17 protein-coding genes are annotated in these 22,425 nt (G+C 45.7%); 8 read left to right on the top strand and 9 right to left on the bottom strand.

Annotated elements, in window-relative coordinates:
- Positions 1-136: 136 nt before the first annotated feature.
- On the top strand, positions 137-286 hold the full coding sequence (locus tag RMO79_RS09770; RefSeq protein ID WP_310482942.1) for a hypothetical protein: 150 nt from the start codon (positions 137-139) through the stop codon (positions 284-286).
- 2 nt (positions 287-288) lie between these two features.
- Here the strand turns inward: RMO79_RS09770 and RMO79_RS09765 are convergent, their stop codons facing one another.
- A complete protein-coding gene (locus tag RMO79_RS09765; protein ID WP_310482941.1) occupies positions 289-1,425 on the bottom strand; it encodes an ATP-binding cassette domain-containing protein in 1,137 nt (378 codons plus the stop codon).
- Positions 1,426-1,688: 263 nt separating this feature from the next.
- Between RMO79_RS09765 and RMO79_RS09760 the strand changes: the two genes are divergently transcribed.
- The 3 genes from RMO79_RS09760 (at position 1,689) to RMO79_RS09750 (ending at position 6,485) form a co-directional block, all read left to right on the top strand.
- Positions 1,689-3,173, top strand: coding sequence for a TldD/PmbA family protein (locus RMO79_RS09760; protein WP_310482940.1), 1,485 nt, complete (start codon positions 1,689-1,691; stop codon positions 3,171-3,173).
- Positions 3,174-3,410: 237 nt separating this feature from the next.
- The gene (locus tag RMO79_RS09755; protein WP_310482939.1) at positions 3,411-5,075 is read left to right on the top strand and encodes a tetratricopeptide repeat protein; all 1,665 of its coding nucleotides are present in this window, start codon (positions 3,411-3,413) and stop codon (positions 5,073-5,075) included.
- Between the two features lie 66 nt (positions 5,076-5,141).
- Positions 5,142-6,485, top strand: coding sequence for a TldD/PmbA family protein (locus RMO79_RS09750; RefSeq protein ID WP_310482938.1), 1,344 nt, complete (start codon positions 5,142-5,144; stop codon positions 6,483-6,485).
- Positions 6,486-6,545: 60 nt separating this feature from the next.
- Here the strand turns inward: RMO79_RS09750 and RMO79_RS09745 are convergent, their stop codons facing one another.
- The 8 genes from RMO79_RS09745 to RMO79_RS09710 all read right to left on the bottom strand — a co-directional run bounded on the left by RMO79_RS09745 (position 6,546) and on the right by RMO79_RS09710 (position 17,902).
- Positions 6,546-6,857, bottom strand: coding sequence for a type II toxin-antitoxin system RelE/ParE family toxin (locus RMO79_RS09745; RefSeq protein ID WP_310482937.1), 312 nt, complete (start codon positions 6,855-6,857; stop codon positions 6,546-6,548).
- On the bottom strand, positions 6,857-7,225 hold the full coding sequence (locus RMO79_RS09740; RefSeq protein WP_310482936.1) for a type II toxin-antitoxin system Phd/YefM family antitoxin: 369 nt from the start codon (positions 7,223-7,225) through the stop codon (positions 6,857-6,859). Before RMO79_RS09740 ends, RMO79_RS09745 begins: the two co-directional genes overlap by 1 nt.
- A 303-nt stretch (positions 7,226-7,528) precedes the next feature.
- Positions 7,529-7,957, bottom strand: coding sequence for a hypothetical protein (locus RMO79_RS09735; protein WP_310482935.1), 429 nt, complete (start codon positions 7,955-7,957; stop codon positions 7,529-7,531).
- A gap of 24 nt (positions 7,958-7,981) precedes the next feature.
- A complete protein-coding gene (locus RMO79_RS09730; protein WP_310482934.1) occupies positions 7,982-11,308 on the bottom strand; it encodes a hybrid sensor histidine kinase/response regulator in 3,327 nt (1,108 codons plus the stop codon).
- 149 nt (positions 11,309-11,457) lie between these two features.
- Positions 11,458-15,624: a GAF domain-containing protein gene (locus tag RMO79_RS09725; RefSeq protein WP_310482933.1), complete on the bottom strand. Its 4,167-nt coding sequence runs from the start codon at positions 15,622-15,624 to the stop codon at positions 11,458-11,460.
- Between the two features lie 24 nt (positions 15,625-15,648).
- Positions 15,649-16,239 carry a chemotaxis protein CheW gene (locus RMO79_RS09720; protein ID WP_310482932.1) on the bottom strand — a complete coding sequence of 197 codons (591 nt, stop codon included), beginning with the start codon at positions 16,237-16,239 and terminating at the stop codon, positions 15,649-15,651.
- A gap of 94 nt (positions 16,240-16,333) precedes the next feature.
- Complete coding sequence (locus RMO79_RS09715) at positions 16,334-16,696, bottom strand: response regulator (protein ID WP_310482931.1); 363 nt, start codon at positions 16,694-16,696, stop codon at positions 16,334-16,336.
- Positions 16,697-16,732: 36 nt separating this feature from the next.
- Positions 16,733-17,902, bottom strand: coding sequence for a response regulator (locus RMO79_RS09710; protein ID WP_310482930.1), 1,170 nt, complete (start codon positions 17,900-17,902; stop codon positions 16,733-16,735).
- 218 nt (positions 17,903-18,120) lie between these two features.
- Here RMO79_RS09710 and RMO79_RS09705 point away from each other — a divergent pair, with 218 nt between their 5' ends.
- From RMO79_RS09705 to RMO79_RS09690, 4 genes are all read left to right on the top strand, one after another.
- Positions 18,121-18,441: a hypothetical protein gene (locus tag RMO79_RS09705; RefSeq protein WP_310482929.1), complete on the top strand. Its 321-nt coding sequence runs from the start codon at positions 18,121-18,123 to the stop codon at positions 18,439-18,441.
- 139 nt (positions 18,442-18,580) lie between these two features.
- Positions 18,581-18,781 (top strand): NblA/ycf18 family protein, encoded by a 201-nt coding sequence (locus tag RMO79_RS09700; protein ID WP_310482928.1) that lies wholly within the window; start codon positions 18,581-18,583, stop codon positions 18,779-18,781.
- A gap of 170 nt (positions 18,782-18,951) precedes the next feature.
- Positions 18,952-20,109 (top strand): geranylgeranyl reductase family protein, encoded by a 1,158-nt coding sequence (locus RMO79_RS09695; protein WP_310482927.1) that lies wholly within the window; start codon positions 18,952-18,954, stop codon positions 20,107-20,109.
- Between the two features lie 223 nt (positions 20,110-20,332).
- On the top strand, positions 20,333-22,425 hold a 2,093-nt coding region (locus tag RMO79_RS09690; RefSeq protein WP_310482926.1), incomplete at its 3' end, for an RtcB family protein.

Below are 22,425 nucleotides of genomic sequence, written 5' to 3'. Positions count from 1 at the left end.
GACTTAGCTGCTGGTGAAGCTACTCCTGTTGCTTTGACTGCTCCTGCCATCAACGGTTAATTCTAGATTGATTTAGGTAAAACAAGCCCTCTCACAATTGTGAGGGGGCTTTTAAATTACCTGAAATGACCGAAAGATGCTGGTTTTTAAAAATAAAACTGCTGTAATCCTCATTATGTCGTCAACAATCGCCAAGGTTGAAGCGATCGAAGAGCGTAAGAGTTTTAAAATTAGAGTTGCTGCTAAATGTGTGCGATCGGGTTTTAAGGATGCGCTCCTGATGTAGGGTTAAAGAACGGGAAATAATTTCCGTCCCGTACTCGGATCGAAAATAAATAGCCATGCTAATGATAAGCCGATCGTCAATTGCGTGCCTAGTAACTGGCGCGAATCGCCACTTTGTCGGATCCATTCAGGTGTGGCGAGGAAATTTATAATGGTGGAAGTGCCGTTAATTTGCGCTTTGACGAGAGTTTCGCGACCTAGAGATTCGATGCCTCGAATGGTAACCACTAAAGCATCTGGGGTCGAATTTGGGCAGATGGTTAAATACTCAGCTCTAATACCTAGATCTAAACCTTGTCCGCTGCGTAACTGTAATTGGGACACTAATGCTGAAGGACAAGCAATCTGACTATCGCCGATTTGCCAGATCCCATTTTGATAGATGGCTGGGATGATATTCATCGGTGGCGTACCGATAAAAGTTGCGACCATCCGATCGACTGGATGATGGTATATTTCATCTGGAGTGCCGATTTGTTTGATATATCCGCGATCGAGAACTACAATTCGATCGGCAAGCGTCATTGCTTCGGTACAATCGTGAGTGACATAAATTGTCGTAATGCCAACTTGTTGGTGCAGTTGCTTTAATTCAGCGCGAGTACTATCGCGCAGTCCCGCATCAAGATTAGATAGCGGCTCATCCAATAAGAATACCTGTGGAGATCTGGCAATGGCTCGACCGAGCGCGACACGTTGCTGTTGTCCGCCAGATAATTGCTTGGGCTTGCGATCGAGTAACATATCGATCTGTAAAGATTTTGCCACATCAATAACCCGACGTTCGATCGTCGATTTATCCGTACCGCGCATTTGCATTCCAAATGCCAAATTTTCGGCAACTGTCATATGGGGATAGAGGGCATAATTTTGAAATACCATCGCTACATCGCGCTGTCTGGCTGGTACCTGGTTTACCGATCGATCTCCGATATAAATATTACCGCTAGTCGCCGTTTCTAAGCCAGCAATAATTCGCAGTAAGGTAGATTTACCACATCCAGATGGCCCAACCAGCACCCAAAATTCACCATCGGGAATCTCGAATGAAATATCATCGACACCGATAAATCTCTGCGCTTGCGCGGTAACAGTACCGACAAATTTACGACTGATGCATTCGAGTTTGACACTAGACATGGGGAGTAGGGAGTAAGAAGTAAGGAGTAAGGAGTAAGGAGTAAGGAGTAAGGAGTAAGGAGTAAGGAGTAAGGAGTAAGGAGCAAGGAGTAAGGAGTAAGGAGTAAGAGGGATTTTGGATTTTGGATTTAAAATCTATCTTACTCCCAGTTTCCCCGTCTCCTAGTCTCCTAGTCCCCCAATCCCCTCGTCTCCCCGTCTCCCAGTCCCCCCACTTCCCCCTGGTTAGTTACAATAGAAACAGCACCCCAGGAGAAGCTTGCATGACTGTTTCGATCGATCCCAAGACATTTTTGTTATCAAAGCAACTACCAAATCTGAGTTATTCATCGACAACTCATCGATTTGATGAAACCTGGGAAGCTCCATTAGCGACACTGCTGGGTTTAGGACGAGCGGCTGGTGCCGATTTTGTGGAATTTTTCTTAGAGCGATCTAATTATATTAGCTGTCTGGCTGAAGACGATCGGATTACTAGTATCTCGCCCCGGCTGTCTACAGGTGCGGGAGTGCGGGTATTTAAGGGTAAAGCCGATTGTTATGTCAGTACCAACGACCTATCCTTCATGGGGCTAAAATCTGCCCTAGAGAAAGCGTTGGGAATTATGGCTTTACATTTACCCGCGCCGAATTCGTACGTGCCCGAAATTAACCTCGAATTGTTGCGCGACTATGCGACCAAAAAGGGTAAAGATAGCTGGTTGAAAGAGTGTAGCTCGATGCGCGAAATGGGCGATGTGTTACTCGCCGCCAATGACAAGCTAAAGCAAAAGGCAACCCACGTACAATCCCGGCGGGCTGCTTATTTCCGCGATTGGCAAGAAGTGTTAGTCGCCTCTAGCGATGGCACATTCGCACGGGATATTCGGCTGACACAGTCGGTAGGATACAACTTATTATGCGCCGATGGAGCCAATCGTTCTTCGATCGGGCAACGCGTCGGCGATACTAGCAACCCCAAATTCTTGACTAGCTGGGATTATGCCACGACAGCCGAAGATGTCTCGGAGTCGGCGGGTAAGATGCTTTATGCTGACTATGTAGAATCGGGAACCTACCCGATTATTATGGCGAACCAGTTCGGCGGCGTAATTTTCCATGAAGCCTGCGGACATTTACTCGAAACCACCCAAATCGAGAAAAATACCACCCCGTTTGCGGAGATGAAGGGACAGAAAATCGCGCATGAAAGCCTGACAGCATGGGATGAAGGCTTGTCTGGCAATGCTTTCGGCACGATCGACATGGACGATGAAGGAATGCCAGCACAACGGACATTATTGATCGAAAATGGCATCCTCAAGAATTTTATCGCCGATCGGGCCGGATCGATCCGCACGGGACATCCCCGCACGGGTAGCGGACGACGTAATAGTTATGCCTATGCGGCGGCGAGTCGGATGCGGAATACATATATCGCTCCCGGCGAACATCATGTAGACGATTTATTTAACTCGATCGAGAAGGGAATTTACTGTAAGAAAATGGGTGGTGGTAGCGTTGGTGCTACCGGACAATTTAACTTTGCAGTGGATGAAGCTTACTTAATTGAAAATGGCAAAATTACCAAGCCGCTCAAGGGGGCGACGTTAATTGGTGAAGCTAAAGAAATCATGAATAAGATTTCGATGTGTTCGGCGGATTTAGGATTAGCTGCGGGGTTCTGCGGTTCGGTAAGTGGCAGTATTTATGTGACTGTTGGGCAGCCACATATTAAGGTCGATTCGATTACCGTTGGCGGACGTTAAAGATCTGTAGAGGCGGGTTTGCGGCGTTTTTATTCGGGGGTTCCCCCCGAATAAAAAAACGACAAGACAATGCTGGGAATTTTTACGATTACAAGTAATGGTAGAACGAAACCGCCCTCACCCACTAATTGACTGGATTTGCTGCGGAGATCTACCCACCCCGCCCTACGGGCACCCCTCCTGGGAGGGGATTTTCAATTCATAATGATGGATCGATTTATAAGCTACACTATCGGCATGAAAAAATACTTGTCATCAATTTTGCTATGCGGATCGATCGCGATAGTTGGCTATAGTTCCAGTGCTGTAGCTCGATCGTCAGTGGAGATTCAACGCATCGCCAAACAAACCACTATTCAGATTACTAGGTGTGCTTTTGGCTCTGGGGTAATAATTCAGAAAAATGGCAACACTTACACCGTGCTGACAGTGGCTCATGCTGTCAAGAATAGTAACTGCGAAGTTACGACACCAGATAATAGTAAATATCAGATCGCACAGGTAAAAACCTTCCCGAATAGTATCGATCTGGCTACATTCACCTTTACCAGTAATAAAAACTACTCAGTTGCAAAGTTAATCGATAATTCCGATCGAATCGAAGCAACTGAAACTATTTACGTTTCGGGATTTCCGCTCTCTACAGCCATTAAAAATTCCACTTTTACCATCATCAAAGGCGATGTGGTGGCTAATCCGATCGATACGCAACAGGGCAAAGGCTATTCACTAATTTATAGTAATAACACCTTACCAGGTTATAGTGGCGGCCCGGTTTGGAACGACAAAGGTGAATTAATTGCGATTCATGGGCAAGGCGATGTCGATACCAAGCTCCAAGATACAGCTAATGATGGAGTGAGAGTTAAAACTGGTTATAATTTGGGGATTACAGTCAATACTTTCAACAAGTTTGCAGCTTCAGCAGGCTTAAATAGCTCGACAATAATAGCTAGTAATCCAGTCTCTAATCCTGTTAGATCTGCCACAAATAGCACATCTAAGCCATTTGAAAATCCAGTTGCATCGATCGATACATCTAAACTAAAACCAGTCAAACCCAAGCCACTAGACGATCTGATTGCTAGTGCAATCCAAAAACAACGCGAAAGAGACTACCAAGGCGCGATAGCAGACTTAGACCGAGCGATCTCACTCGCTCCCCAAAATTCTCGTTTCTACGTCATTCGCGGGCAAGCTAAGGAGAGGCTAATTAATTCTAAGGATAGTTTCGCAGCAGCTCGTGCTGATTATAATCAGGCGATTGCGATCGATCCTCGCAATGCTGAGGCATATTATCATCGTGCGAACATCAACTTTGGAGATAGCAAAGGAAAAATTGCTGACTTGAATCGCGCTATTGCGATCGCTCCTAATTATGCCATTGCGTATGACGCTCGCGCTAGTGCTAAGTATGAGTCAAAAGATTACCAAGGCACGATCTCGGATATCAATCGGTATATTGCGCTCGTCCCTGATGCAGGTAATTGGACTTACAACTTTCGCGCTCGTACAAAGTTGGCAATGGGACAAAAGAACGGGGCAATTGCCGACTTTAATCTGGCGATCGCGATCGATCCAAAAAACCTACATAATTATTATCAACGGGGTGAAGTTAGGTTGAGCTTAGGAGATAACCAAGGAGCAATCGCGGATTTTACGAATGCGCTCAAATTAGATAGTCGTTATATTCAAGCCTACCAAAGTCGCGGTATGGCTAGGTCTACGGGAGGCGATCGACAAGGAGCGATTTCAGACTTGAGAATAGTGGCCGCAGAATATAAAAAACAAGTTGAAGAGTACCAGAACAATGACAATCCTAACTTAAAAAAAACAGCGCGTTGGTACCAAGATCGATATCAAAAAGTACTCAAAGAGATCGCCCGATTGGGTGGTAATTGAAGGTAAATATTTCATTAGACTTCCTACGAAAGTCATCAATTAATAACTCATAATCCATAACTACCTATGTCTCTAAATATCCAACAAGTCTCAGCATCCGCTCATCAAATTGCTACCAAGTTAGGTATTTCTAAATTCGATCTATCTGGCTCGACTACAGATAGCGTCAGCGTACAGGTAGATCGAGGGGAACCAAAACAAGTCAAAGCATCCAACCGATCGGGTATTACCGTGCGAGTATGGAATAATGAAAATACCGTCGGGATTACTAGCACCACCGATGTAGACGATATCGGTTTAGAACTCGCACTTAAAACCGCTCACGAAGCGAGCTTTTTTGGCATTAAAGAACATGCCCCAGATTTCAGCCCCGAAGCAACTGCGCCAATTGCCGATCTTAAAATTGAATCGGGTGCAGCGGCGACGGTTCCACAATTAATCGACAGCTTAGTAGCAGCCGAACGCAAATTATTAGCCAAACATGATGCGATCGAAAGCGTCCCTTATAATGGACTATCTCAGCAATCTGTAGACCAATTTTATCTCAATAGCGACGGTGCTGTCCGGAGTGATTCGCGCTCTTATACTTCACTTTATCTATATACCAAAACCGAACAGGAAGGGAAAAAGCCTCGCAGTGCGGGAGCCTTTGAACTCAGCCATAGTTTTGAGAAGTTAGATGTCGAAAAGTGTATCGAAGAAGCTGCCGAAAAAACTATCAGTCATCTCAACTATGAGAAAGTTGCTTCTGGTAAATATACGATCGTCTTTTCACCCGATGCCTTTTTGAGTTTGCTCGGTGCGTTCTCGAATATGTATAATGCCCAAAGTATTCTCGACAATCAGAGTTTATCGACATCAGAATCTCTAGGTACGCAGATTGCTTCGCCATTATTATCTGTCGCCGATGATGCGCTGCATCCGAGTAATATCGGTATCGAAACTTTCGATGGCGAAGGAACGCCAACGCGACGGATTAACCTCATCGATAAAGGTGTATTGTCATCCTTTATTCATAGCGCGGGAACTGCCAAACGGATGAATACCCAGCCGACGGGACATGCAAATATGGGATCGAAAATTACGGTTTCTCCTCATTTTTACCATGTTGCTGGTGGCGAGAAAGCAGATGATAAATATGATCTCGATTCAGCCGAAAATGTTATCCTCATTGATGAACTCCAAGCCCTCCATGCGGGCGTACAGTCGCTGCAAGGATCGTTCTCTTTACCTTTTGATGGTTGGGTGGTTAATAAGGGTGTCAAGACCAGTGTGGAGTCAGCTACAGTTGCCGGAGATTTCCGCGAATTATTAAATGCGATTGTCCATATCGAACCCAAGGAAGAGCTAACTAATAGCGGTGTCTGTCCGCGAGTTTGGGTAGAGGGATTGTCGGTAACCGGGGAGTAAGAAGTAAGAAGTAAGGAGGGAAGCCAGATTCAAAGTCCGGCTCTAGCCAGTTCTTAAAACTCACCTTTCCTCCTGCTCTTGAAAAATTCCATCAATATCTCTGCGCCCATTGAGAATCCGAACTATCTGAATACTTCCATCTAAAATGCGATAGAAAATCACAAACTCTGCTGCGGGTAGGCTACGCATTCCTACTGCCAATTCTTCTCGGCGGCGACCAGATTCTGGAAATTGAGACAACAAAATGAGTTTGCTTTGTAATCGTGATACTTTTTCATCCGCGACAGTTAAATTGCTATATTCTGCAAATCCACGCCAAATATCTCGCAGATCTTGTACTGCTGCTGGAGAAAGTTGAATCTGTCCCTTCATTAATCGCGTCTTAGTGCCGATCTACCTTGGTGCTTAATCTCATCAAATAGTTCGTGAATTGTTGCTTCCGTGTAATTTTTACCTGGATGTCGATTATCTCCAGTCAGAGCCAAACAATCGAGTTGCTCGATTCCTACTTGAAGTTCTTGGCGCAGCCAAGAGAGCTTTAATTCTTGTAATTGTGTTTCGGCTAACTGCAATCGATCGATTGTTGTTTGAAAGCTTTCTGCATCTTGAATGACCACCACAGCTTTACCATTGACGGTTAGCACTAGGGGTGATTGACTAGTACACACTTGCTCGACATAGACATTGGCATTGCGCTTAAACTCAGTCAAGGAGTGAATATTTTTTAGACTGATTGACATAAACTTAATAAAGAGTCTAATTAGATACCCTATTATAGTCTGATTCGCTCGACTGTCACAATAGACTTCCTGCGAAAGTCAGGTATTAGGCTTTAGACTTTAGGCTTTAGACTTTAGGCTTTAGGGGGAGATATAGATGAAAACAATACTAGAAAAGATTTTATTCTTACTTTCGCAAGAGGTCTAATGACAGTTTGATTGGCGAGGCAGGGTAAGGGCTATTTAATGCTCCCAGTAAGGAATAAGCTTTAGGGATTAAGTTTTAGGCTTTAGGAATAATCGATTTCCTAGCTCCCATCTCTCCTATGCCAAAATAAATATTGTTAACTCTAGCTCGGAATTAGAAATCATGGCGATATGGCTGGCAATTCCTAGCGGGTTGTTGGTGCGAATTTGTTGGGGAATGGTGCGGATGAGATCGAGTGGAATTGTCAGTAGACTCGGTACTGTTTCGATCGGGATGCCATATAGTTGCCCATCGGTACCTGTGTAAATAGCGATCGCATTAAAATTGGCAATCTCGATGCCAGTCAGTCGGTGGTGGAGATCGACAATCTCGACATCTTGAGTCAGGCTATAGTCTTCACCTAAGAAAACATTACTAATTACCCGATTAATTTTAGCCATCGGAATTCCAAAGCTAATTTCGGCAATCTCGAATACGACTAATTCGATCGTGGTCGAACCGACGGGGGCGATCGGGGCTAATAAGTTGGTAAAATTATCTGTCATGTGGATTGGGAATATTGATGACTATTAACTATTAATTATTTTCTCGATCGCACTCATGAAATCTTGCTCGATGTAGGGTTTGATAAAATAATCGACTGCGCCTAAATGAGCGGCAAATTGACGGTGTTTACTATTGCTCCGCGAGGTGAGCATCGCAACGGGAATATGAGTTAGTGTTGCATCTTGACGATAAATATTTAGGAATTCAAATCCATTCATATTCGGCATTTCCACATCACAGATGACTAACTTAATTTCGCTAGTCTTTTGACGTAAAATTTGGAGTGCTTCTTGTCCATCTTTGGCTGAAAGCGTCCGGTAGCCAAATTTTTCGAGGGAGAGACATAGGCTTTGGCGGGTAGTTACCGAGTCATCGACGACGAGAATCGAGTTAATAACCACACTCGCAGGCGTTACTGGTGGAGCAATCTGCGGACGTTGAGGACGTTCGATGAGTACCTGAATGAGGGTATGCGGATCTAGCACCGGGAGAATTACCCCATCGCCCAAAATCGTACAGCCATAGCTATAACTAGGCGGCGTAATCGACTTACCGAATGGTTTAATAGTTAGCTCTTGCTCGGTAATCATCCGATCGATCTGAAGGGCGACGAGTCGATCTCCACGGCGGATTAAAAACAGTGGTGCCAACCAGTCATCGGGGTTGCTGGCACTACTTTTAAGGGTGTGCGAAATCATTCGTTCGGGGACGGGAATCGCATAAGTTAGCAGCTCGGCAAGGTTATAAACGGGAATCTGGAGATCGCGCCACTGAAAGCATAACTGGTTATCGACGGACGATAATCGATCGGCAGTCGGAACGACAATTTTTTGAATACTATCCGCCGGGAAGGCATAGATGGCATTACCAGCCTGACAAACCATTAATTGGGCAACCGTCAGCGTCAGCGGAATCCGGAGGGTAAAAGTGGTACCGCGTCCGGGTTGCGAGTCGATCGAAATCGTCCCTTTAATCGATTGAATTTGGTCTTTGACGATATCTAAACCCATGCCCCGTCCGGATAACTTGGTAACCTGAGTTGCTGTCGAAAATCCGGGCATAAACAGCAATTCTAATAGTTGCGCTTTAGTGGCAGCAAAGGCATCGGCGGGGCTGATGATTTTGAGTGCGACGGCTTTGTCGCGAATGGCATCGAGATAGATACCACCGCCGTCGTCGGTGATGTCGATAACGGTTTGGCTACCCTGATGGTAGGCGGTAATTGAGATCGAACCGCGTTCGGGTTTACCAGCAGCTTGACGAGTGGCGACTGAATCGATGCCGTGGTCGAAAGCGTTACGGAGTAAGTGTACCAAAGGATCGAGCAGTTTGTCGATCGCGGCTCGATCGACTAGTACGCCAGCTCCGGTAATTTTGAGATCGACTGGCTTGTTAAATTCGATCGACAGATCGTGAATGGTGCGCGGAAACCGATTGAGAATTTCACCTAAAGGTAACATCCGCGACCACATTAAATCGTCGCGCAGATGCGATAACAGTTGTTTTTGCCGATCGATTTGCTGATGAGACTGAGTGACAAATAGCGATAAATCTTCGATCTGTTCTTCGATTTGTGCCAGTTGCTCGATTGTGGCTTGGGCGATGGTATGTACTTCACTATATCGATCGAGTTCTAATACATCAAATTGCTCTTGAAAACTATCGTCGAACGAGCCTGCGCCGAGATTGTCGCTGGGTAACGATGGCAGGCGAGTGGAAATTGATAATGTATCGGCGATTTGGCGTAATTGAGTGCTAATATTCTGGAAGTTTTCGCAGTTGGCGCGCACCTGTTTTAATGTCTGGTCGAATTGTTCGTTAGATACCGCCAAACCATGCCGCTCGATGGCTAGTTCGCCCATCAAATTATTCATCCGCTCTAACCTATCTAGCCCCACTCTTACCGATAGTTGCGATACGGGTGCATGAGTAATTTTTCGCGACTTTTTAACCCGTTTGGGTTTGATAATGCCAGTTGAAGGGGCAAAGGTGGCGGGGGTAATCGGTGCGAATTTATCGAAATTGCGGGTCATCTCGGCAACCAGTCGCTCGACCCGATTTTGACCGATCTCTGGTGGCAGCTCGGCGAACATCGGGACATCAAAGATAGCTGCTAGATCGAAATCGAGATCGTCATCTGGTAAAAATACGGCAATCTGCGGCTCCACATAGCTTGAATTGCCAGGAAGATCGAAAATATCCACCAGATCGAAACTCAAATCTGCAACAATATCGATCTGCCGTGAAACATCAAAATCGAAAATATCTACCAAGTCAAATTCTAAACTGGCGATCGGATCTACGATCGGCACCCAGAGCAGATCTTCGAGCGGAAAATCTAACTCGATGTTAGTTTCCAACTGCCGCACGTCCGTTAATATCGACACATCGATCTCGCTAAGTTCGACAACATCCGCCATCGCCGGATCGAACAGCTCGGCTAAATCGAATAAACCATCAGTCGATGCCGCTAGCGACTCTGGTGCTAACGATCGATCGTCAACTAGCCCGATCTCTAGCTCTGTCTGTACGGGTGTCAAATTCCACCATTGAGTCGAAAGTGGCGGCTCTGCCATTAAGAATGCAAAACCGGGAGAGATCGCACCACATCGATCGCGATCGCCCGTCAGCGCAGCTTCTAAGGCTGCATAAAAATCTACTAGGGCAAAACAACAAATTTCGCGCGCGCGGTCGGGATGGCGGTCTAAAGCAGAAATCGTCGCATGAGCCAACACGCCAAAACCGGGCGTATTCATCATGCTGGCAATCCCGGTAAATACTTCTGATTGCGCTCGAAACTCACCGACGACGATCCGATCGCACTCTGGATCTAGCAGAACGCGTTCGAGTCGAGCTAAACTTTGCGCGATATCAACCTCAAAAATAGATTGCGTTATATCGACACCTACCAGCCGATTATCGGGGATCTGCTGTCCGGCAATTACAAAATGCCCAATCTCATCATCGAGATCGGCAAGAATAATTTGAGTGGTGGTGTGAAAGCCAATCTCTAGACTTTCGCCATTAATCGTAGCGGTAACCAGTCGATCGAGACAATCATAAATCTTAAATAATAATTGGTCTAAATTCCGATCGAACGGTAATTCGGGATGATTGAGCACCCGAAAAATATCTTCGATTTGATGAGCGAGATCGGCAATTTCATCTAGCCCCAAACTCGCTGCCCCGCCTTTGATCGAGTGTGCCGCCCGTAGCAGGTTATTGACCTTAGTCTCACTGCGATCGACACTTAAAGTCACTAGTTCTGTTTCGATCGTCTGCAACATCTTGGGCACTTCCAAGCTGAACAGTTGATAAACTCGATCTCGTAATTCAGGGTCGATGTACATGACTAGGGGATAGGGAATAGGGGATAGGGGATAGAGATTAGGGATAACAGGAGTGAAGAAAAAGAGTTTGGGTGTAGTTGTGTTAACGCGCTTGGCGCGGATCTCTTACCCCCTATTCCCTATCCCCTATTCCCTATCCTCTACCAATGCTACTCAATCTTAAACTGACCGACATTTTTCTGTAACTCAGTCGCCAGTTTGAGTAGATCTTGGAAAGAGGCTTGGACGTTATCGGCGCGGAGGGAGGTTTTGACCGAAATATCGGCAACGCGATCGATACTTTTGGTCACTTGTGCCGAATTTTCCGACTGAAGCAGGGCGGCTTGGGCGATCGATTCGACTAATTCGCCGATTTTGAGACTGATGGCGGTAATCCGATTGAGACTCGCCCGCGTTTCATCGACTAATTTCGTCCCGATGGCGACTTGCTCGGTACCTGCTTCCATTGCCATGACTACCTCACTCGTCTGGGCTTGAATGCTGGCGACGAGATTCTCGATTTCACCCGTTGCGGTGGCAGATTGACGGGCTAGCGATCGGACTTCTTCGGCAACTACCGCAAAGCCGCGTCCCTCTTCGCCCGCCCGCGCCGCTTCGATACTGGCGTTGAGTGCGAGTAGGTTGGTTTGAGCGGCAAAGTTCCCAATCAGACTGACCACTTTCGAGATTTTTTGCGAAGATTCGCCCAAACGCTTGACTTTTTTAGCTGTTTCTGCTACCGTCGTGCGAATCGTGAGAATCCCTTCAACGGCGGAGTTCATGGCGGCATCGCCATCGCGGACGAGTTGCGCCGATTCCATCACCGCCGACTCGGCAGTCAGGGCATTATTAACAACTAGATCGATCGATCCCGCCATTTCCTGAAGTCGGCGCAGAGCCAAGCTGATATCTTCAGATTGTTGCAGGGCTTCGAGCGAGAGTTCGGCAACGGAAATCTCATTAATTGTCGTGGTCGAAACTACTTCCTGCGAGACATTCCGCACGTTATTTACCAAACCCCGCAGGCTCTCGACGGTGGAATTGTACGAGTCGGCGATCGTGCCGATCTCGTCGTCCGTAACGTGAGCGCGAATCGTCAGATCGCCTTGACTGATTCGATCGACTTGCAGCAGTAAATCCCACGCATTTTTCTGGAGTGCTTGACGGGCGGCTTCCTGACTGGCAGCATATCCCGATTGTTGGAGGTTGGCAATTTCTAGTTGCCGAACGAGCTGTCCTTGGCTGAGTGCGGCACCAACTTGAGCGGCGATTTGAGTGAGTAAATTGATTTCCGAGGGTTGCCACTCGCGCATACTTTCGCACATCGTGGCACCGAACAATCCAAAAAAGCGATTATTAACAATAATCGGCGTAGTTAAAATCGATTTAATTTTAACTTGCTGAAAATGGGCGATTAACTCAGCACTGAAGTTGGCATGTCGAACATCGCTAATATTAATAAACGAACCTTCCTCATAACCCTTGCCGAGAATTTCAAACATATATTCGGCAGAAATAGTGGCATTTAAGATCGAAAATCCTGGCAATTCCACGGATTCAGCAATAATTTTGCCCTCACCTTCGCCATTACTATCTACTACTAAAATACTGGCGCGATCGAGTCCCAACGCCGAGCGGAGTTCTGGCAGCGCGATATTGAGAATTTCGGTTTCGTCGCTCGATTGGCGGAGTTTAAGTGTAATTTCGGAGATTAATTGCGACTGTTTTGCTGCGGCTTCGCGTTGTTCGATCAAAAACACTTGGTTGAGAGCCAGAGCCAACTGAGTTGCCAACTGATTTAATAAGTTGATTTCCTCCGGTTGCCAAGCGCGCGGTTGTTGGCATTCATGCCCGATTAATAACCCAAATAATTGAGAGTCGATCGTAATCGGCACGACTAAATTCGCCCGGACTTGAATATCTTCCAACATTTTAATGTGGCATTCAGTCAGATTAGATTGATAGATATCGGCAAATGCCGTAATTTTGCCCTGCTCGTACCCAGCATCTTTAATACAACAATCATCAATTTGCATACCGACGAGCGAGCGTTGTCCCTCTGCTACCGATTCGGCACTAACTTTACCTTTGAAATTTGGATCTAACTCAAAAATTACCGCTCGATCGAGATCCAACGCATAGCGGACTAGTTCGACTGCTGTATTGAGAATGTCTTGCCGTTTGAGCGATTGTCGCAATTGGAGCGTAAAGTTAGACAGAATTTGCGATTTGCGCGCCTCATTTTCACGTTGGGCAAATAACTGGGCTTGATTGAGCATGATACTTATTTGAGTCGCAATTTGCACCAGCAACTCAATCGTGTCTGGCTCCCAATTGCGAGGCGCATCGCACATGTGCCCGACGATCAGCCCGCATAACTTGTTATTAACCAGGACGGGGACGACTAAATTTGCCCGCACCTGCAACCGTTCGAGCATTTGAATGTGGCATTGGCTCAATCCCGCCTGACGAATATCGGCGATCGCCGTGACTCGTCCTTGCTCGTAGCCTGCACCTTGAGTTTTTTGCAAACAAGTATCATCGACTGTTATTCCCAAAATCGAAGACTTACCTACTGCGAGTGACTCCGCAGCAATCGTCGTTTGTAAACTATCATTGAGCATCAAAAATACGGCTCGATCGAGATCGAACACTTGGCGAATGTAATTTAATCCCGTGGTCACGATCGTATCGCGATCGAGCGACTGTCTCAGTTGCAACGTTACTTCAGAGAGTAAATTCTTCCGATATGCCAAGATCGCGCGCTGCTCGATCGACTTTTGTCGTGCCAGTACCAAACCAATTCGTTCGGCAATCGTCGTAAATTTGTCAATCTCTACTTGCGTCCATTTCCGGTTGAAACTACAAGCATGTCCGACGATCGAACCAAATAACTGCCCTTCGATCGAAATCGGTGCCACCAATCGCGATCGAACTTGCAGATCTTCCATCAGTGAGATGTCATCTGCCTTGAGTCCGCCACTATCGTCGAGACTATAAATACTCGACACATCTTCAGGAATAAAATAGTCGCGGTGAACTTCGTATTGCAGATATCGTTCGAGCTGGGCTGCTTCTGGTAACAGCCAATTGGGTTCTGTGGCTGCGGCAATTATTTCGGCTTGCTGTCGATCGTTGCGACCGATGACGAGCGTTCGATCGAGATTAAATTCTTGGCGAATGCTCTCTAGGGCGATATTGAGTAATTCGATCGACTCGATCGGGTCGTTAGTTTGTAGTGCCTGGGATAACATATTCGTCCGCCGCAATTCGACTGCTTGCGTATTCCAGGTCATCATCTGTTCGATCGCCAAACCAAGCCGCTGTCCGGCTTGAATCCCAAAATTTAGTTCCCAATCGTGCCAGCGTCTGACGCGATCGCATTGTTGGATCGATAATAAGCCAATTAATTGTTTGCCCGCTAAAATCGGGATGATAACGATCGATTTGAGCTGAGTTTTGGTAACGAATTTGCGTCGCGCGGGACTCAATTCGATCTGCTGGCAATCTTCGATCGCAATGCATTGTCCCTGCTGATATCGGGCTAATTCCGTTGGCGATTCCACAAAATACATTCGCGCCAGCGGTGTCGCCAACGTTGGTATGCAGCCAGATGCGACGGCTTCGGCAATAACTAGCGTACTGCCATCGGGATTGCACTGCAAAATCGATACGCGATCGGCTTGCAAAATTTTGAGAATGCCACTAGTACCAAGTTGATATACCTGAAACCGATCTAATGATTCTTGAGCGGTGAGGGCAATTTTGCCAAATAATTTATTCGCTTGTGCTGCTAATTGCTGTTGCTGGAGCGTCCGATCGAAGTTGCCGATTAATTGATTGAAACGAGCGGCAAGTTCTTGAAATTCAGCAGTATCTCCCGATTCGAGCGATACTGCCAAATTGCCATTAGCAGCTTCGCCGAGCTTAGTGGTGACTCGATCGATCGACCTACTCAGGCGGCGCACCACTAATGCCGCCACTCCTAAATTGGTAATACCGAGAGAGAAGAGCGCGATTGCCTCCAATTGCCACCGCTGGGTATCCTGTTCTACCGACGAGATTCGGGCTAGTGAAGAATTAGGTTGGGTAATTTTACTGGTCGCCAACCAACCACTCAGGCCGATCGGCAGAATGATAAATGGTAAAATCATCAGCAGAATTTGCCGTTGTAACGATGGCTGGCGCGGCTGGATCGGTGGCGCAACTGCGGGGGCTGGTTGAATGTGAGGTATTCGGTCTGGCGATATCCACAGATCGGAATCGCTGCTAACTTCTACCTGTAGCGTGGTTTCGGTCGGTGTGCGTTCTGCTTGGTCGCGTTCGATCGTATTCATCAGTTTATTTAGCTAAAAAGTAATTTAAATTCGATCGGGAATAGCATGAACGTCGGCCCGATCCAAGATTGCTGGGGCATCCAGCACCAAAAAGTTCTCGCCTGTGGGCGATTCCCAGATCCCCCGCATCCATTTTGATAATTCTGGGTCGAGATGAGCGGGGAGATGAGGGCTAATCAAATCGAGATCGCACCATTCAATCTCGACAATTTCTTCGACAATGACACCGATTGCCGTATCCGATCGAGGATCGATCTCTACTGCGGTCGATGGCGTTCGCGCGTCGGTCACCGCGATGCTATTGAGAATAATGATGGGCTGAAGGCTGCGATACTTGCGAGAGACTTCCCGCCCACCAGCCAATAACACTGCCAAATCGACAATCCACAGAATTTCACCCCGCCAATTATAGACACCCCTAACCGCAGGCGGTAGATGTGGCATCGGCACCACTCTGGAAATCGGAATATTTACCAGTTCCATCACCCGATCGATCTCAATTAAAGCCATCAAACCGGGCTGGAGCAAAAACCGCAAAAATTGTTGTTGAGTTCGCGCTCCTGGCTCGACAACTAATGACGATCGATGTGTTTTACTATCGCTGGCTAAATTCACCCCATCTTCCCTCAATTGCAATTTATATTTTGCTAGTTAATTAACGATCGTCTATCCTCAAAATCAATAGCGATCTCGATTCGATCTTCTAGTTTTAACTAGCTAGCTTCTGAATGACTTCAATAAATTCAGTTTGATTTACTGGCTTTGTTAAATATAAATCCGCACCTTGCTTCAAACCCCAAAACCGATCCATGTCGGTATTTTTAGTCGAGCACATTACCACGGGTATCTTCTGGGTCTCTGTCTGAGACTTAATCGTTCGACAAATCTCAAATCCGCTGCGTCCCGGTAGTACAACATCTAAAAAAACAATATCCGGTTTGTTAGAACGTAGATAATTTAAAGCTTCTTCACCATTCATTGCCGAAATTACTCGCCAACCCAAGGTTTCCAAATAACAAGTTAAAATCATCAGATCTGTCTGAACATCCTCGACAATCAATGCTGTAGACATGCTAGTTACCATCTATATAGCTAAAAATATTTATAATTACTTGACCAGTGCCATTTGGAGATATTTACGGGCGATTTCTAGGACTAATTCTGCTTGGACTGGTTTAGTCACAAAATCAGTCGCCCCAACGACTTTAGCCCGCACTCGATCGATCACGCCATCGTTGCCTGTCAAAATGACAATCGGTGTATTCTGAAACGCCCCAATTTTTCGCAGCCGACTACAAATTTCATAACCGTTAGCATTGGGCATCACCAAATCTAGAAAAATCAACTCTGGCTTTTTGGCAATGGCAATCGGAATTGCTTTGAGCGAATCCATGACGCTGATAAACTGATAACCTTCTTGGTGGAAAATTTGTTCTAATCGATCGCATACGAATGGACTATCATCGATACAGAAAATTAAGGGAATCTTCGCCCCCAGTGAATGCTTACTTTTGGCAACGGGACTGACAAAATCGGGCAGATCGATGAGACTGAGCATTCCCGATTGCAGGTGCCCTCTAAACGATTGACCGATCGCTGCTGGCGATTTACGCGCCTTGATGGCAATTTCCCGAATGGTATGTTCGCCATTAAGGACAAATTGTAATGCTTGATAGGCAGATGGTGAAACTATCTGTTGAAACTCTCGATGAGCGACGATTTTGATGGATCGATCGGGTAAAATTCCGGTTAGCCCCACCTGTTGCCATTGCTGCTGTTGTTGTACGGCAAGCCCCAATGCGCGATCGATATCGATCAGTGTTAGCTGTGGGCTGAGTCGATCTTGCTCGATTTGTTGATAGGTGACTTCTTCGGCTTGAACGATATCAAACAATACTTCCACGATTGTCGTTTGGATATGTTTGATTAAGTTATTTCTGGTAATCCGCCCTTGTTTAGCCCAATTGACTAATAAATAATATTCCCAACAACTATTCAGCTCTGCTAAGGTTAATGCCGAAATATCGGTCAGTGTTTCAATTCGGGTTTGCAGACTTTCGGCATTACTGCCGTCTACACCCATAATGGTGGTATTTCTCACCCACCGACGAATTGGATGGCTACCGCCAGTAGCATAAAGGATGCGACCGAGATAGATATAGAGACACCATTCTTGTCCCAATGAACTTTTTAGTAAAATATGTCCACTGAAATGTTGGTGCTTGATCTCACTCAACTCAGTAGCCAAGCCATCCAGCGTTATATATTCAGCAACCATGTGATTTTTCCGTTTTCAGCTACCATGTGGGACTTTTTTAGGGCTAGTTAGTATCGATGCTGGATCGCGATCTCTAGTATCGTTTGTAAGGTGGGGATGCCGAGTGTCACTGGCTAGTTGGGATCGATTCTGTCAGATCGCTTGTGCCCAGTGTCGTCTGTAAGATTAGTATGCCCAGTTCGATCTGGTTTCGCTCACTATCAAACTAAGTTTCTCGATTGAATCGCCAGGATTTGGGGTTTGACAAGTTGGTAGCAACGATCGAGTTACCCCTGCTCCAACAGATTTACCTATTTAGCCACCGCCGCGAACTATTTAAAGAATTATCTAGATATCTTGACAAAAGCTATTTTTTGTTCGTTACGAGCATTTTCGACCCAATTAATTTGTTAAAAACTAAATTAGGCGATTCCTTGCCGTTGGTTTTCTCCAATCGCCGTAAGTCGAAACCCGATCGATGGGGATCGTCTTTATCGGGAATCACCTTCTCCGTAGTTGTAGCTTATTACAAACGGATGTATGCCGATCGAGAGATCTGAAATCCGTACATTTACAGATCGACACTATTGTCAAATTACTGTTAATATTCTTAATATAATGGCAAAAGTTCAGATCGCAAATCTAGATCGCTGTCCCAGCCGGGACGATTTTGCTTAACACCCATACTAGGAGTGAATTATGTCTAAGTCCTTCGACCTTTCCCTAGAGCAACAATTCAATATCCGATCGTTCGAGCATCAAGTTAAAGATATGAGCCACGCACAGGCACAGGAATTTTTAGTCAACCTGTACAGACAAATGGTGCTTCAAGAAAACAGCTACAAAAACCTACTCAAACACCAATGGGGGATTGAGGAACCAAATCAACAAGCCGCTTAATTAGCAGGTTAATTTCCATATTGTCGCTAGTCTGCGACCTCCCTCTCTGTCTGAACGCGCTAAGGTGGGGATTGGGGCGTAAACTGTTCGACGTCACAACATTAATCGATTTAACATGGTATCGGAGCTATTGCTAGTTGTACAATGGTCGAGATTGTAACTCGCCAAAGTTGCCATCGCCGTATCTACTAGATAGCTATTTTATGTTTGATTGCATTATCGTCGGTGCTGGCCCTGCGGGAGGCAGTGCAGCCTACCATCTAGCCAAGCAAGGTAGATCGGTATTAATTCTAGAAAAAGATGCTCTCCCTCGGTATAAACCCTGTGGTGGTGGCGTATCGCCTGCGATCGCGCAATGGTTCGATTTTGATTTTAGCCCAGCGATTTCTTGTCGTGTTGACACCCTGCGCTATACCCTAAATTTAGAAGATCCAGTCGATGTTAAGCTCGAAAATCAAGAACCGATCTGGATGGTAAAACGCGATGTATTCGACCATTTTCTCGTTCAGCAAGCCCAAAAGCAGGGTGCCGAATTACGGGACAATACGGAAGTAAAAAGCATCGAATTTAAAGTCGATCGCTGGCAAGTAACTACCGCTAGTGGTACCGTCGAAGGCAAATATATCATCGCCGCCGATGGAGCCAAAGGTAATATGGCAAAATGGCTGGGCTTTAAAGATCGCAAACGTCGTCTGGCTGGCGCACTAGAAGTCGATGCCCCCAGCGACAACGTAGTCAACACCATTAACTTTGAATTTGGCTTAGTCAAAAACGGTTATATTTGGAACTTTCCCAAAGCCGACGGATATTCGATCGGAATTGGCACATTTCGCGGCGGTGAAGCCCAAGACTTCAAAAAAATTCTCGATACCTACAGTACGGGTGCATTTGGCATCGATATCAATAAATTCAAACAATACGGGCATCCCCTCTGTCTGTGGGATGGCGATCAAAAACTCCATACCCAAAATGCTGTTTTAGCTGGCGAAGCCGCCTGCGTCGTCGATCCGATGACAGCCGAAGGTATCCGTCCCTCAATTTTTTCAGGGATTAAAGCGGCTGAAGCGATTCACTCCGCCCTCGGCGGTACCAGTAATGCTCTAGAAAAGTATACTGAAATTATGGCAACCGAATGGGGCGCAGATATGAAGTGGGCGCAACGGTTAGCTACAGCTTTTTATCAGTTCCCTAAAGTCAGTTACAAAGCCGCCGTCAAGCGTCCTTCGGCAAGTATGACGATGGCACGGGTGTTAGCTGGGGAACTCAGTTATTCGGATATTGCAGGTAAAGCAATTAAGAAACTCAGCGGGAGTCTGTTTGGAAAATAATTGCAGCTAGATCTGTATAGATACCCGACTTTTTGGAAAAGTCGGGTATCTGCCCCCACCAACTTGTAGATTTAGATCGAAGTCTTTTACCCCACACTTCTCCTGGCTCCAGACGCTACGCTACGGCTGTCGTATCGCCAAGGGCGAGGCTACGCCAACAGTGCATCGCCCCAACCCTCCCCTTAAACCTAAAACCTAAAGCCTAAAGCCTAAAGCCTAACCCATGACATACAAAGAACTAGAAATCGATACCCCCACACCCGTGCTTTCCTGGGCGGGACACGATTTGGCAAAACCAGAAACCAAAATGGCAAAGAATGTTGCTTCTTTACCGTTTGTGTTTAAACATGTCGCTCTAATGCCAGATGTTCATTTGGGTAAAGGTGCTTTAGTTGGCTCTGTAATTGCGACTAAAGATGTCGTAATTCCGGCGGCTGTAGGTGTCGATATTGGTTGTTTTACTGGTGATACTCTCATACCGCTGGTAGATGGGAAAGATTATCCAATTCAAGAGCTAGCACAACAAGATCGAGAATTTATTGTCTATGCTTGTACTCTTACAGGTAAGATTGTCGCGGCGACAGCAACGGCTAAATTGACTAGGAAGAATACATCTTTAGTTAAAGTGATTCTAGATAATGGGGAAGAGATTATTTGTACCCCAGATCATCAATTTATGTTGAGGGATGGCAGTTATCAACAAGCTTTTAGCCTGCAACCGGAAACATCGCTGATGCCCTTCTATTCAAAAGTAGATCGAGATGGTTATACCCTAATCGTGCAACCTTATTCAGGTAGATGGAATCGAGCACATTGGATCGTGGCTAGATCTGGAATTTTAGGAGATGTTCCTAGATTTGAAGGACAAAGAACGATTATTCATCATCGTAACTTTATTCAATCTGATAATCAGCCCAACAATTTAGAGTTTATGGGCGATCGAGATCATTCTGCCTATCATCGTAGTTTATTCGAGCGCAATCAACATTGGCAATCGGTAGAATTTGAACGGCGGAGAGTTGCTGCAATTATTCAGAAAGCTCAAACTCCAGCAGGAATAGATTATTTTGCCCAACGAGGAACGAAAAATATCCTCAAGTATATGCAGGAACAGCCAGAACATTTTCAACAAGCTGTTGCTGGAAATGGAGAACGTGGTAAGGGTTATTTAGTTGCTTATAATCAGAGCGAACGTGGGAGAATTAAGTCAAAAGAGATAGCCAATAGATTATATACTTGTGAGATTTGTGGAGCCGAAATCAAGTCACCGATCGGATTGCATAATCATCGTAAGAAAGAACACAAGTGCAATCATAAGGTTGTCGCCGTCATACCACTCGATCGCACTGAAGATGTTTATTGCCTGACTGTGCCAGAATATCATAACTTTGCATTATCGGCAGGGGTTTTTGTTCACAACTGTGGGATGATGGCAATTCAGACACCATTTAAGGGTGAAAAATTGGATGGAAAACTTAAAAAAATTCGACTCGATTTAGAAGCTCAAATTCCTGTTGGTTTTGAAGAAAATAAACAAATTACTAAAGATGCCACTAATTGGCAAGGTTGGCAAGATTTCGCCGAATTGCACAAAGGGGTCAGCGGTTTAGAAAATAGAGCGATGCGGCAACTCGGCTCGTTAGGCGGTGGAAATCACTTTATTGAAGTTTGTATCGATACCGAAAATAAAGTGTGGTTAATGCTGCATTCTGGCTCTAGAAATATCGGTAATAAACTCGCCCAATGTCATATCGAAACCGCTAAAGATCTCGCTAAATTAGCCGATCTGAGTTTACCCGATCGAGACTTGGCTTATTTCGTCGCTGGTACGCCCGAATTTGCCGCCTACTGGCGCGATTTACAATGGGCGCAAGATTACGCCAAAACCAATCGCGATGTGATGATGGCGAGATTTATGCGGATTATGGAGCAACATCTTAATGGTGGTAAAAAGATGAAACCATTACTTGAGATTAATTGCCATCATAATTACGCCGAAAAAGAAATACATTTCGGCGAAGAAGTCTATGTAACGCGTAAAGGTGCCGTGCGCGCCCAGAAAGAAGATTATGGAATTATTCCCGGTTCGATGGGGACTAAATCTTATATCGTTAAAGGTAAAGGTAACGCCCAAAGTTTCTGTAGTTGTTCTCACGGCGCGGGACGGATTATGTCGAGATCGATGGCAAAAAATACTTATACTTTGGACGATCTAATCGCTCAAACTAGTGGTGTCGAATGTCGTAAAGATGCAGAATTGCTCGATGAATTTCCAGCAGCCTATAAATCGATCGATAAAGTGATTGAAAATCAATC

The sequence above is a fragment of the Chamaesiphon sp. VAR_48_metabat_403 genome (assembly GCF_031422475.1).
GTDB lineage: Bacteria > Cyanobacteriota > Cyanobacteriia > Cyanobacteriales > Chamaesiphonaceae > Chamaesiphon.
This window is presented reverse-complemented; position numbering and strand designations above follow the sequence as displayed.

What these genes read in the sequence shown, in the direction of transcription:
- RMO79_RS09710 (WP_310482930.1), bottom strand. Translation starts at nt 17,902, where the DNA reads ATGGTTGCTGAATATATAACGCTGGATGGCTTGGCTACTGAGTTGAGT.
- RMO79_RS09730 (WP_310482934.1), bottom strand. Translation starts at nt 11,308, where the DNA reads ATGTACATCGACCCTGAATTACGAGATCGAGTTTATCAACTGTTCAGC.
- RMO79_RS09700 (WP_310482928.1), top strand. Translation starts at nt 18,581, where the DNA reads ATGTCTAAGTCCTTCGACCTTTCCCTAGAGCAACAATTCAATATCCGA.
- RMO79_RS09735 (WP_310482935.1), bottom strand. Translation starts at nt 7,957, where the DNA reads ATGACAGATAATTTTACCAACTTATTAGCCCCGATCGCCCCCGTCGGT.
- RMO79_RS09750 (WP_310482938.1), top strand. Translation starts at nt 5,142, where the DNA reads ATGTCTCTAAATATCCAACAAGTCTCAGCATCCGCTCATCAAATTGCT.
- RMO79_RS09755 (WP_310482939.1), top strand. Translation starts at nt 3,411, where the DNA reads ATGAAAAAATACTTGTCATCAATTTTGCTATGCGGATCGATCGCGATA.
- RMO79_RS09770 (WP_310482942.1), top strand. Translation starts at nt 137, where the DNA reads ATGCTGGTTTTTAAAAATAAAACTGCTGTAATCCTCATTATGTCGTCA.
- RMO79_RS09745 (WP_310482937.1), bottom strand. Translation starts at nt 6,857, where the DNA reads ATGAAGGGACAGATTCAACTTTCTCCAGCAGCAGTACAAGATCTGCGA.
- RMO79_RS09725 (WP_310482933.1), bottom strand. Translation starts at nt 15,624, where the DNA reads ATGAATACGATCGAACGCGACCAAGCAGAACGCACACCGACCGAAACC.
- RMO79_RS09765 (WP_310482941.1), bottom strand. Translation starts at nt 1,425, where the DNA reads ATGTCTAGTGTCAAACTCGAATGCATCAGTCGTAAATTTGTCGGTACT.
- RMO79_RS09715 (WP_310482931.1), bottom strand. Translation starts at nt 16,696, where the DNA reads ATGTCTACAGCATTGATTGTCGAGGATGTTCAGACAGATCTGATGATT.
- RMO79_RS09760 (WP_310482940.1), top strand. Translation starts at nt 1,689, where the DNA reads ATGACTGTTTCGATCGATCCCAAGACATTTTTGTTATCAAAGCAACTA.
- RMO79_RS09740 (WP_310482936.1), bottom strand. Translation starts at nt 7,225, where the DNA reads ATGTCAATCAGTCTAAAAAATATTCACTCCTTGACTGAGTTTAAGCGC.